Below are 12,764 nucleotides of genomic sequence, written 5' to 3' on the forward strand. Positions count from 1 at the left end.
GACAAGTCAGGAAGCATTTATTTTGCATTTTATCCCACTTGGTGACATGCTCACACATGCCTGTTGATTTATCAATCAACCTCACACTCAAGGTAGGTTTTCATGGACTTCATCATCAGCCTTTTACCTCTTTTCAAAATAATTTTCGTCTTTATATGCATGCTGGCCGGTATACGGTTACGGCTGGGGGTGGGCCCCTCGATAATAATCGGGGCGGCAGCTCTTGCAGCACTCACCTCCATGGGTGCCGGCCCGTTTGTTGAAGCAGCCGGAACTGCTCTGGTTGATTCCAAAACCGTCTTTCTTGCGCTTATAGTTGCCTTGATCATGGTTCTGTCCGGACTTCTCGAAAAGACAGGGCAGGCAGGACGAATAATGGATTCCCTTACTGGATACCTTCGCAACCCACGCCTGAGACTGGTTTTCTTCCCTGCCCTGATAGGACTTCTGCCCATGCCCGGTGGAGCAATATTCTCCGCCCCCATGATTCAGGAAGCCTCGGGCGGATTGGATGTAACGGCAAGGGATAAAACAGTCATAAACTACTGGTTCAGACATGTATGGGAGCTGGCCTGGCCCCTTTATCCGGGGATGATTTTGGCGGCGGCACTATGCTCCATGACCATTTTCCAATTCATAAGCTACACATTTCCAGGGGCCTTTGCCTGCATAGCCCTCGGCTGGTTTTTCTTTTTAAGGCCATCTGTTCTCCCGATGAAAAACAATGGAGATGAAACAAGTATTAATGAAAAGCGGGCAGGTATAAAAACAGTATTAATCGAAAGTATGCCATTGCTTACGGCTATTGCCGGGGCTCTGATATTCGAATTGCTGCTGGCGTCTGTCTCCACTTCAATCCCTTTCGAAGTGGGAATAATCATGGCCCTGACACTTGCAATCGCTTCAGCCATTTACCTCAACCCCGGTTCTTCCGGTATTATACGCGGCCTCCTTCTTGAAAAACGTTTCCTGAACATGATCTTCATGATTGTATGCGTTTTCGTTTTCAAGGATGTTCTGGGCAAAAGCGGAGTGATTGACGAGCTATCCAGAATTGCCGGGGGAGAAGCGGCACTGATTGCGGCTGCAGTGGTAATTCCTTTTCTTGTGGGGTTCATTGCGGGCATAACTCTTGCTTTTGTAGGAGCTGCCATGCCTCTCGTCGTCGGCCTTGTCCACGCGGCAGGACTGTCAGACCAGCTTCCGGCATGGGCAATGCTGTGCATGTTTTCCGGCTTTGCCGGGATTATGGCCTCGCCGCTGCACATCTGCTTCCTGCTCACCTGTGAATATTTTAAAGTGGACATGTACCCGGCCTGGAAAAAAATTGCCATGCCGAGCATAGTGCTTATGATACTCGGAGTAGCTTACTTTTTCTTTTTATTGTAAGTGAAATTTTCCCCAACAGGGCAAGAAAAAAATCGGAGGAATATAACATGTCCAACCCCATGGTACTGATGGAAACACCTGAAGGTGAAGTGCTCATCGAGCTTTTTGAAAAGGAAGCACCTAAAACTGTTGAGAACTTTCTGCGCTATGTAGACGAAGGCTTTTACGAAGGAACCCTTTTCCATAGAGTTATTAACAACTTCATGGTTCAGGGCGGCGGATTTGATTTCAATATGAAACAGAAAGACACCCACGCTCCAGTTGAAAATGAAGCGGATAACGGCCTTAAAAACGAAGTGGGAACCCTCGCCATGGCTCGTACTATGGACCCTCATTCCGCCACATCTCAATTCTTTATCAACGTAAAGGACAATGGTTTCCTCAACCACAGCGGCAAGAATCCTCAGGGCTGGGGCTATTGTGTTTTCGGTAAGGTTGTTGATGGCATGGAAGCCGTAGAAAAAATCAAGAAAGTGAAAACAGGTTCATACGGACCGATGGATGATGTTCCTGTTGATCCCATCAGCATCATTTCAATGAAACGTTTCGAGGACTAGTCTTTTTTACATATGATCTTATCCAATGCCGGAAAGTACAATTACTTTCCGGCATTGTTTTTTTGCAATCGCTCCGTATTTTTCGCAGGGAGATATTAAAAGTATTAAATAAAAGATTTTTTTGCTATACCATACTTGTCCGCAGGGGTAAGTTGTTTTCAGCCAAAAACGTATCAGGGGTAAGCCTTGGATAATTCAGAACTAACCATTCTCGTAATTGATGACGAAGCCTTTGTCCGCGAAACAATCAGCGACTATCTCAGTGATTCCGGTTTTGAAATTATCGGAGCAGGGGATGGCGCAGAGGGACTGGAGCTATTCAAAAAAGAAAAACCGGATGCCGTTCTTGTGGATCTGAATATGCCCAAGGTTGACGGGTTCGAAGTTCTCAAATCCGTCTCCAAAGAAAATCCGGACACTCCGATAATTGTCGTGTCCGGTGCAGGACTGATTCAGGATGCCATCAATGCTGTAAGACTTGGCGCATGGGACTTCGTAACCAAACCGATTGTTGATCTGAGCATTCTGGAACACGCTCTGGGACAGGGCCTTGAACGAGCCAGACTCATAAAAGAGAACAGAAGGTACAAGGAACACCTTGAATCCGAAGTTCAGAGGCGCACCGAAGATCTGCGGCGTGAAGTAAAAGTCCGCAGAGAAGCCCAGGATGCGTTCATGGCTCTTCAGGATGAAGTGATTGAAACCCAGAAAGAAATTATCCTGACCCTTGGCGAAGTAGTTGAAACCCGTTCAAATGAAACAGCCAACCATGTTCGCCGCGTTGCGGAACTTTCCTACATACTCGCCCGCCGTTACGGACTCGACAAGGAAGAAGCCGATCTGCTGCGTCTGGCCTCACCCATGCATGATGTAGGAAAAATAGGAATCCCGGACACCATTCTCAACAAGCCCGGAAAACTTACACCTGCAGAAGTGGAAGTTATTAAAACCCACACCACCATCGGTCATGAGATTCTCAAACACTCGCACCGCCCTATCATAAAAGCTGCGGCAATCGTAGCCTATGAGCATCATGAACGCTGGGACGGAAAAGGGTATCCCCGTGGTCTGGCCGCTGAAGATGTGCACGTCTACGGACGGATAACCGCCATAGCAGATGTCTTCGATGCCCTCGGCAGTGAAAGGGTCTACAAGAAGGCCTGGGATATGGATAGAATCAAAAAGTATTTTGATGAAGGTAAGGGGAAACAATTCGATCCCCACCTGACCGAACTTTTCTTTGACGATATTGATGAAATTCTTGCTCTGCGCAGGGATTATCCTGACGGATAAAGAATACACTTTTGCAATAAAAAAAACTCCCCAAAGCTTAGCGCCGCGGGGAGTTTTTTATTTTTAAGCTTAAAAAGCCTACTTCATGTATTTTAAAAACGGATTATCCTGAGAGAGAATCACGCGAGTATCTCCTTTGAATCCAGCTTCATACGCTTCAAGAGATTTCTTGAACTCGTAAAAACGGGGATCCTTGCCGAAGCTATCAGCGTAAATCTTGGTTGCCACCGCGTCCCCTTCACCTCGAAGAATCTCAGCCTTCAGGTTAGCGTCAGCAATGGTAATCGCTCTTTCCTTATCTGCTGCAGCAGTAATTCTTGAAGCAGCTTCATTACCCTGAGAACGATACTGCCTTGCCATACGCTCACGCTCAGCCCGCATACGTCCGTAAATTGCACGGGCGTTTTCCGGGGGAAGGTCAGTTCTCTTGATACGGACATCAAGCACTTCAATCCCATAAGGATCGAGGAGGCTGTTTGAAGTCCGGGTCACTTCTTCCATGATAGCGGTTCGGTCACTGGCGATAATTTCGATCAGGGTGTACCGACCAAGGGCCACGCGAAGCTCCGCATAAATGATGTCATCCAGACGGGCCTGAGCACGGGGGATGGAGCGCACGGTACGATAAAACAGCAAGGGGTCGGCAATACGCCACTTGGAGTAGTTATCAACGACCATGTTCTTCTTGTCCTTGGTCAGAATCTCAGCCGGACGGGCATCATATTCAAGAAGACGTGAATCAAAATAAATCACGTTCTGGACGAAAGGCAGCTTGAAATGCAATCCCGGCCCCATGGGACCGGACTTGGGCTTACCAAGCTGCAAAACTATCGCCTTCTCAGTTTCTTTAACTATATAGGCACTTTGGGCAAGCCCCAGTACGGCAACAATAATAAGTATTGCCAGGGGAGCGGAACCTTTTTTGAGTAAACTCATAATTCTATTCCCCCATTATTTACCGGTTTTGACGGGAAGTGCTCCACCGTCCAGAGAAAGGAAGGGCAGTGCCTTCTTGGCCGAGTCACTGGAAAGAATGACTTTCTTGACATCAGGATTAGACAGGATGTTCTCCATTGTCTCCAGATACAGACGCTTCACAGTGATATCCTTGGCTTTCTGGTACTCTTTATAGACCGCCATAAAACGACTGGCCTGACCTTCAGCCTTTCTGATCTTGGACTCTTTGTAAGCTTCAGCCTGATTCACAATAACAGCCGCCTGACCTCTGGCCTTGGGCAGAATATCATTGCGGTAAGCTTCCGCCTCGTTGATGAAACGGCTTTTGTCCTCACGGGCACTGGCAACGTCTTTAAAGGCGTCGATAACCTCGTTCGGCGGATGTACGTTCTGCAACTGAACTGCGAGAACATTTACGCCCAGTTTATAACGGTCAACAATTTCCTGAAGCAGAAGTCTTGTCTCTGTCTGAATCTGCAGCTTACCGGTTGTCAGAGCCAGTTCAATCTTGGTTTTACCGATAATTTCACGCATTGCGGCTTCAGCGGCATCCTGAATTGTCTTGGCCTGATTGCTCACCCTGAAAAGGAAATTGACAGGATCATTGATCTGGTATTGAACAATGAACTGAACATCTACGATGTTCTCGTCACCTGTAAGCATGAGAGATTCCTCAGGCACATTACGAGACTGTCCCTGAGTGAAAGAGCGCGAGGATCCGTAAGAACGGAAACCGACCTCAACACGTCTGATCTGTGAAACCTTCGGCTTCATAACCGATTCGATGGGAACCGGAAGATGGTAGTGCGGTCCGGGTCCGGTGGTGGCAACATATTTGCCGAATCTTGTTACCACACCGACTTCATCAGGCTCTACAATATAGATTCCTGAAAGGAACCAGAGCAGGATAATGCCGAGTACGATAAACTTACCGCCGGGAACGCCGTTTCCGCGAAGTTTTTTGAAAGTTGAGTTAAAATCGTCCATGTTGGGCGGCTTGGGTGTTCCGCCGCCACTGTTCCTCTGCCGTTGTTCGGATAATTTGTCCCAATCCCAGTTCATGATAAATTGATAGGCGAGACGGACCGACATATCAAGGAAAATCGGATATACGGACCGTGCAGTTAATAAAAAAGTCACAGCAACAAGTACAGACTGTGTGTTTCAAGACGCCAATTACTATACTATAAATATGAAAACGGACAACTGCAACAGATTCCGTAAGTTTACATAGAACCTGATTATAGTTCCCTTGCAACGATTCAATTGATACATAATGTGCCATCTGAATTCATAATGGATAATCCACTTTAAAGGAGCTGGGCTGGATGAAGGACATAAAACGCGAAATTTTCCGCGCCTACGATATAAGAGGCGTGGTGGGAAGTGATTTTGATGAAGAATGGGTTGAGCAGCTTGGCAAAGCATGCGGCACATGGTTCAAATCTAAAGGCTGGGACCGGGCGGTAGTGGGACATGACTGCAGGCACAGTTCTCCGGCATATCAGTCGGCCATTATAAGAGGCCTTAACTCCTGCGGTATTGATGTCCTTTTCCTTGACCTGGTTCCCAGTCCCGCTTTCTATTTCGCAGCCAGAAAACTGAATTATAAAGCCGGAGTGATGATAACCGCCAGCCACAACCCGCCTGAATTCAACGGATTCAAGATTTGGGGAAATGATACCACCATCCACAGTGGTGATATTCAGGAAATATATGAAATCATGAAATCGGGCACATTCAACTCGGGTAAGGGCATGGCTTCGGGCCATGACATTGTCCCCTATTACATTGAAGACCTCCTCAAAGACATTGAAATCAAAAGACCTGTAAAAATCGTTCTTGACGGCGGGAACGGAGCCGGAGGACACATCGCGCTGGATTTGCTGCGCAAAGCTGGAGTGGACGTTATACCATTATATTGTGATCCTGACGGCGATTTTCCCAACCACCACCCGGACCCGGTGGTGGAAAAATACATGGGAGATCTTTTAGAAGCAGTGGTCACGCACGGGGCGGAAGCAGGAATCGGTCTTGACGGGGATGCTGACCGCATCGGGGCTGTAAATGAGAAAGGAGAAATGATTCCCGGGGACCGTTTACTGGCGGTTTATGCTCGGGAGATGCTTGGGCGTAAACCGGGCAGCACTGTCATAGGAGATGTCAAATGCAGCCATCTGCTTTTTGATGATATAGAGAAGCACGGCGGGAAAGCTGTCATGGCCAGAACAGGGCACTCAATCATGAAAGCTAAAATGGCCGAAACAGATGCTGAGCTCGGCGGAGAAATGAGCGGGCATATCTTCTTCTCCGACCGTTTCTACGGCTTTGATGACGGGATATACTCCGCGCTGCGTCTGGTTGAAATCATTTCCGAAGCCGTAGAACCGCTCTCCAAAATGCTTGACGATTGGCCACAGACATATTTCACCCCTGAACTTCGTATTGACTTCCCTGAGCAGATCAAGTTCAAGGTTGTTGAAAATGCAGTTAAAGAACTTTCCAAACAATATGAAGTTATTGACATAGACGGAGCCAGAATCATTTTTGAAAATGGCTGGGCCTTAGTCCGCGCTTCCAATACTCAGGCGGCTTTGACAATGCGCTTTGAAGCAGACTCCCCTGAACACCTTGATAAAATGAGGAACACTGTAGAAACCCTGCTGGAAAAACTCCGCCAGAATTTTGAGGAGTGATGCCTCTTTTGAATAAAAGGGCACTTTTTACATAAAAGCAAATAGTTGGTAATGTAACCCAACAAGGTACTTACTGGTTTCAATACTAATTGAAAACCGAAGGGCGGCCATAGAGGCACAAGTATCTGACGTAAGTCTATATATGCTATAAGAAACTGTGCTGCAGCAATAAAAGCATCCACAGGACAATGTCGAAAGTATTAACTTTCAAAGGTAAATCAGATGGCTCTTTTTTTTAAACCACATGGCAAGACGGTAAGTGAGAAATTCCTGCGCATGGTAGGAATGATCATAATATTCGGGATAGTCGGCTGGGCATTCTGGATGAATAACCAGACTACGCTGGAAAAGATTCAGGCCCGGAATTCACTCTGGGACCAGACCAAAATCCTCAGCCAATCAGAAAGAAACTTTGTGCAGGGTTTTATCAGAAGCATGCGCAATGAGTTCGGAGTTAATGTCAAAATCCAGATTACTACTGAGCGTCTATCCCAACCGGAATTGGAATCAAACGAGCTATACATCGGGATTTCACCTTCTTATGAAGAAGTATTCATGTCCTTTCCGGGGCTGGTTAGGCATGCACTTGGCACAAACTTCATTGAAGAACTTGAACAGAAGCATTTTATCGACAATTTCAGCAATGACGCTTGGCCGACGACACTTATGACCGCCCTGTCTATGATCTGGGAAAGACTCAGCAAAGTTGAAGCGGATCAACCGGTAATACCGGTCTACAGTCAGGGTGAAAACGGCAACATGACTGACCCAGAATCATCGGGTTACAAGGAATAAAGAAGATATTTGATGTCCAAAAAAAAAATAACCATATATACTGACGGATCATGCCTCGGGAATCCTGGAAAAGGCGGTTACGGAGCGGTTCTTCTCTTCAATGAACACCGCAAGGAACTGTCTCAGGGCTATAAGAAGACCACAAACAACCGCATGGAAATGCGGGCCGTGATAGCAGCCTTAACCGAACTGAAAGAGCCGTGCGAAATCACACTTTACACTGACTCACAGTATGTAAAAAACGCCTTTACCAAAAAATGGATTGATAACTGGCAGAAAAACGGATGGAAAACCGCGGCGAAAAAACCGGTCAAGAACAAGGACCTATGGCTTCAGTTCATACCTTTACTGGAGAAACACGATGTAACTTTTCGCTGGGTAAAAGGTCATTCCGGTGACCCCGAAAACGAACGCTGTGACGAACTTGCCAGAGGAGCGGCTTCATCCGGTGACCTTATAGAAGACGAGGGAATCTGACTTTATCAACTTTGATGCAGTCCGACTTGGCTCCTGCAGAATGGAATTTTTATTCGCCACATTCTTCAGTAAAATGTAATCACCCTGAATTGCTCTTAAAAAAATATCCCGCAATACAGTAACTGTATTGCGGGATTTCTATTTGAAAAGGACCAAAGAATAAGCTTGATGGCAAGCTCTGAGAGAAAAGTAATAAGGGTAACTTATGCCTCTCCGTTGTGCCCAAAAAGGCCTACTTACCTGTGATACTGTATTTCTTCAGCTTGTACTGCAGCAGACTCTTGGAGATTCCCAGCATGTCAGCGGCTTCAACTTTCACGAAATTGCTGTGAACCAGAGCTCTCCTGACCAGCGTTGCCTCAATCTTATCGAGGGTTTCAGCAAGGTTCAGCTTGGTAGGCAGCAGGTCTACAGCACTTTTGAACTGAGACTCCTCATCCTTGATCTCAGCCGGAAGATCATCAGCTTCAATAACAGTACCCGAGCTGAGCACAACACAACGCTCCACAACATTCTGCAACTGTCTAACGTTCCCGGGCCATTCATAGCCGGTCATGAAATCCATTGCCGCCGGAGAAAAACCATCAAACTTTTTATTGTTATCCGCAGAGTAGGTAGCAAGAAAATGGTCTACCAGAAAAGGGATATCCTCGCGCCTTTCACGAAGCGGAGGCATCTCGATACTGACCACGTTCAGCCTGTAATAAAGGTCCTCGCGGAACTCACCGTTTTCAACAGCTTCCTTGAGATTCTTGTTCGTGGCGGCAACAATACGGATATCAACTTTAATGGTCTCACCGCCACCGACACGCTCAATGGTCTTCTCCTGCAGTACCCGCAGCAGTTTAACCTGCATGTCGTGTGAAATCTCGCCTATTTCATCCAGAAACAGAGTACCCTGATCAGCAGCTTCAAAACGTCCACGCTTGCGGGCCACGGCCCCGGTGAAAGAACCTTTTTCATGACCGAAGAGCTCACTTTCCAGAACACCGGCATTAAAAGCCATGCAGTTCACAGAAACAAAAGGCTTGTCACAGCGGGGAGAAGCCTGATGAATTGCCTGGGCGACCAGTTCCTTACCGGTTCCGGATTCACCTGTGACCAATACAGTCGAGTTACCCGGAGCTGCCTTGTAGATCATATCGAAGACCTGCATCATCGGCTTGGAGCGGCCGATAATATTGCTCGGTGAATATCGGTCTTTGATCTGTTCACGCAGTTGTCTGTTTTCCTGCTGTGCCCTTGCGAACTGGGCGGCTTTTGTAACCGAGAGTAGAAGCTCCTCGTTGGCGAACGGTTTGGTTATATAATCAAAAGCACCGATTTTCATGGCCTCAACTGCGGATTCAATAGACCCGAACGCGGTCATGATTATCACCGGGATATGCGGAAAATTCTTTTTCACATGCTCAAGCACGTCCTGCCCGGTTAGCTTGGGCATTTTCATATCCGTTATGACCAGATCAACCTCAGATTCATCAAGATAGGCAAGCCCGGTTTCAGGGTCTGAGAGGGCAGTAATAGTGTACCCCTCATCTGAAAGCAGCGCCTCCAGAATGAGCAGGTAGTTCTGTTCATCATCAAGTATCAGTATATTTGCAGACATATTATTCTTTTGCTTTATCAGCAGTCTTTCTTTTCAGGTAAGAAGATTTTCACACACGCCCCACCTTCAGGGCTGTTACCTATAGAGAACTTTCCGTTATGGCTTTCCACAATATTGGTCACGATGGCAAGTCCCAACCCGGTTCCGCTGTCTTTGGTGGTAAAAAAAGGATCCTTAACCTTATCAATAACTTCAGGAGAGAACCCTGACCCGGTATCGGTAAAAATAACATTCACTCCGTTCTCAACTTCCTTGATCCCTACCGAGATTGTCCCATCCTTATCCACCGCCTGAACGGCATTCCCGATAAGATTGTAGAAAGCCCGGTACAACAAGTCCTCATCTCCGCAGACTTTATGACCGTGCACATAATCCCTTTTAAGCTCGATGTTCGATTCCCTGCATTTGGATTCCATGAACATATAAATCTTGTCCAGCAGTTCAGCGGGATCAAGTGCGGTCAGGGCAATTTTACGCGGTCTAGCGTAATCAAGAAAATCGCTGACAGTACGACTCAGACGCTTGGTTTCTTCATGAATAGCCCCCAGAATCTTGGCATTCATCGGATCACTGTCATTCATCCTTTTGAGCAGAAGCTCTGAACTGGACCTGATAATCCCCAGAGGGTTGCGGATTTCATGAGCGACACCGGAAACCATGCGCCCGATGCTGGCAAGCTTTTCACTCTGGTTCAGTTCCTTTTCAAACTGCTGCCGCTCTTCCATCCGCTGGGTATTGATTATGTCCGCACGGCGGATAATTGCCATAATCGTCGCGAAAAGTATGAGAGCGGAAAAACTTGATGTAAAAAGTATCAGGCGTTCGAAGTTTATCACCGACTGGTAATCCTCGGTAATGTCCTGTGTAATTACCATCACACCCATAATCACATTCTCTTCAATATTCAGGCTTTTTTCTGATCTCAAAGGATATACAATTTTCAGCAGCATGGTTCCGGGGCGCATATTGAGATCAAAAAGAAGGCCCAGTGTGGATTTCTTGCTTATGAACTCATACTTGGGCTCACCACCTTCCATCACTTTTTTAATAAATTCCCCTCCCAGATCATCTTTACCTATCAACTCCTTGTCTGTTGAATAGGAAATGATCATTCCCGGATCATAAATGCGGACTTCGTTCACCTTGAAGCTGTGCATGGTCGAGCGTACGACCTGATCGAGCCTTTCCATCTGCTCCTTATTCTTGAGCCCGATTTTGCCATAACCGATAATGGTCGGCAGAATAAACCGTCTGTATATCTGGTGGTTAAGGTTTTCCGCCTGCAGCAAAGCAAACTCTTTCTGTTTTTCCAGAAGAGTTTCATCGGCATGTTTGGCCAGAAAAACCGAGAGACCGAGACTGCTGGCAATGATAACCACCAGCAGCGTCCATGAAAGCAGCTTGACAAGCTGAAATGATTTTACCTGAATATCCTGATTATTCGATTCCAATCGAGGCCTCCGACGGCTTGGTTTATGTAGTACCTACTTATAAGCCTTCGCCTGCAAAAGCAAATCGGCCGCCCTGATGAAGGCGGCCGATTGAGATATAAATGTTTTATAGTAATAGAACGGGATTAAAACTTCTGCTCCTCGCGTTTCGTACTCAGAAAAGCATCGAGACTTTCCTTCTCACTTGCAAGGCCCGAAGCCCCCAGTCTGGCTTTGGCCAGCAGTTTGCCCATTTCAACCGCAGGTTGATCAATGGGGTTTATTTCTATCAGCCAACCGGTAAAAATAGTTGCGGCCATGAGTAGTCCCATCATCCTTCCCGCAGACTCCTCACTATCAGCAGCCATCTGCATCTCAACTAGCGGAACATTGTTGGCACTGAGTGCCATTTTTGTCCCCAGTCCCTCCGCATGAATAAGCTCACCGAAATTTTTGCCTTTGAGGTAAGCGAACTTTTTTGGGATATCATCAGGAAAAGCAGCTCCTTCTGGAAGAGAAGGGCAGGTTAGGAACAGACACCCCTTGTTACGCGGACCATCAAGAAACATCTGATTTACCGAGTGCTGGTCGGTTGCCCCTGTGGCAGGAACAGGCTGGCTTCCTTTACCTTCCTTGCCTAAACTCTCCGCCCACAGTTGGGCAAACCATTGCCCGAAGCAGGCCCACTGCGGGATGTAAGAAAAGAAGATAAGCTCATTAAAACCCTTATCCATCAATGCCGCTCCCCAGCAGGCTAACTTAAAGGAAGGGTGGTTGCGCAGCATGTCAGAATTAAGATCAGGTGACGCCAGAGGTGAAAGCACCGCCGAAGCCCCTTCCACAAGAGAGCGGTAGTCAATGCCCATAAACATTGCCGGGAGCAGCCCCACAGCGGAAAGGACAGAATACCTGCCCCCAAGATTATCAGGAACTTCCAGAGTACGGATATCAAGCTCATCCGCCTGCTCACGCAGAAATCCGTTTTCTTTGTCTGTGATGAAAATCGCATTGCGGTTCCAGACATCACCCAGAACTTCCTGCATTTTTCTACGCACAAGAAAATACTGGCTTATGGTTTCAATCGTGCCGCCGGATTTGGAAACCACCGCAACGAGAGTCTTTTCAAGGGGAAGTTTTTCAAGATAGGCATCAAGAGTTTTGCTGCAGACATTGTCTGCTATCCAGAGCCATGGGCCTTCATGGCAGGGTTGATCCTGCTCAGGAAAAAAAGCTTTCTGCAAGGCTCTGGCTCCCAGGGCGGACCCCCCGATACCAAGCAGGAGCATGTGGTCGAAGCTTCTTACATAGTCTTCAAGGCCATCCAGATCATGAAGAAGCTCGGCCATAAAAGGCATGGAGCAGAAGGGAAGTTTTCCTTCGGCCACTTCGCCGCTGAAGCGGGCGGCGATACTGCCTGCCGAATCAGCCTTGGATTCGGAATCAAGCTTTTCAAACCAACTGTCTGTCCAGTCCAGAATATTAGCAGCCATATTCGATCTCCATATATTATGGTGTTATATCCCCTTCCGGCATTCACAGCCGGAAGGGGATAATAAAGTCTATT

Annotated in this window: 11 protein-coding genes; 6 read left to right on the top strand and 5 right to left on the bottom strand. The window is 47.2% G+C overall.

What is annotated here, in order from left to right:
- Positions 1 to 102 precede the first annotated feature (102 nt).
- The 3 genes from ACZ5PW_RS02285 (at position 103) to ACZ5PW_RS02295 (ending at position 3,239) form a co-directional block, all read left to right on the top strand.
- A complete protein-coding gene (locus ACZ5PW_RS02285; RefSeq protein WP_464557668.1) occupies positions 103 to 1,389 on the top strand; it encodes a DUF401 family protein in 1,287 nt (428 codons plus the stop codon).
- Positions 1,390 to 1,436: 47 nt separating this feature from the next.
- Entirely contained in the window at positions 1,437 to 1,946 is a 510-nt protein-coding gene (locus ACZ5PW_RS02290; RefSeq protein ID WP_464557670.1) for a peptidylprolyl isomerase, read from the top strand.
- A 186-nt stretch (positions 1,947 to 2,132) separates the two neighbouring features.
- Positions 2,133 to 3,239 carry an HD domain-containing phosphohydrolase gene (locus ACZ5PW_RS02295; protein WP_464557672.1) on the top strand — a complete coding sequence of 369 codons (1,107 nt, stop codon included), beginning with the start codon at positions 2,133 to 2,135 and terminating at the stop codon, positions 3,237 to 3,239.
- A 78-nt stretch (positions 3,240 to 3,317) separates the two neighbouring features.
- Here the strand turns inward: ACZ5PW_RS02295 and hflC are convergent, their stop codons facing one another.
- Complete coding sequence (hflC, locus tag ACZ5PW_RS02300) at positions 3,318 to 4,175, bottom strand: protease modulator HflC (protein ID WP_464557673.1); 858 nt, start codon at positions 4,173 to 4,175, stop codon at positions 3,318 to 3,320.
- A gap of 15 nt (positions 4,176 to 4,190) precedes the next feature.
- On the bottom strand, positions 4,191 to 5,288 hold the full coding sequence (hflK, locus tag ACZ5PW_RS02305) for an FtsH protease activity modulator HflK (RefSeq protein WP_464557675.1): 1,098 nt from the start codon (positions 5,286 to 5,288) through the stop codon (positions 4,191 to 4,193).
- Positions 5,289 to 5,524: 236 nt separating this feature from the next.
- Between hflK and ACZ5PW_RS02310 the strand changes: the two genes are divergently transcribed.
- The 3 genes from ACZ5PW_RS02310 to rnhA all read left to right on the top strand — a co-directional run bounded on the left by ACZ5PW_RS02310 (position 5,525) and on the right by rnhA (position 8,164).
- Positions 5,525 to 6,892, top strand: coding sequence for a phosphomannomutase/phosphoglucomutase (locus tag ACZ5PW_RS02310; RefSeq protein WP_464557677.1), 1,368 nt, complete (start codon positions 5,525 to 5,527; stop codon positions 6,890 to 6,892).
- A gap of 222 nt (positions 6,893 to 7,114) precedes the next feature.
- The gene (locus ACZ5PW_RS02315) at positions 7,115 to 7,687 is read left to right on the top strand and encodes a TPM domain-containing protein (protein ID WP_464557678.1); all 573 of its coding nucleotides are present in this window, start codon (positions 7,115 to 7,117) and stop codon (positions 7,685 to 7,687) included.
- Between the two features lie 12 nt (positions 7,688 to 7,699).
- Positions 7,700 to 8,164 carry a ribonuclease HI gene (gene rnhA, locus ACZ5PW_RS02320; protein ID WP_464557680.1) on the top strand — a complete coding sequence of 155 codons (465 nt, stop codon included), beginning with the start codon at positions 7,700 to 7,702 and terminating at the stop codon, positions 8,162 to 8,164.
- A 232-nt stretch (positions 8,165 to 8,396) separates the two neighbouring features.
- Here the strand turns inward: rnhA and ACZ5PW_RS02325 are convergent, their stop codons facing one another.
- From ACZ5PW_RS02325 to ACZ5PW_RS02335, 3 genes are all read right to left on the bottom strand, one after another.
- Positions 8,397 to 9,770 carry a sigma-54-dependent transcriptional regulator gene (locus ACZ5PW_RS02325; RefSeq protein ID WP_464557682.1) on the bottom strand — a complete coding sequence of 458 codons (1,374 nt, stop codon included), beginning with the start codon at positions 9,768 to 9,770 and terminating at the stop codon, positions 8,397 to 8,399.
- 17 nt (positions 9,771 to 9,787) lie between these two features.
- Positions 9,788 to 11,221, bottom strand: a complete 1,434-nt coding sequence (locus ACZ5PW_RS02330) for a sensor histidine kinase (protein WP_464557684.1) — start codon at positions 11,219 to 11,221, stop codon at positions 9,788 to 9,790.
- Between the two features lie 125 nt (positions 11,222 to 11,346).
- The gene (locus ACZ5PW_RS02335) at positions 11,347 to 12,690 is read right to left on the bottom strand and encodes a glucose-6-phosphate isomerase (protein WP_464557686.1); all 1,344 of its coding nucleotides are present in this window, start codon (positions 12,688 to 12,690) and stop codon (positions 11,347 to 11,349) included.
- Positions 12,691 to 12,764 lie beyond the last annotated feature (74 nt).

The organism is Maridesulfovibrio salinus, from assembly GCF_055394525.1.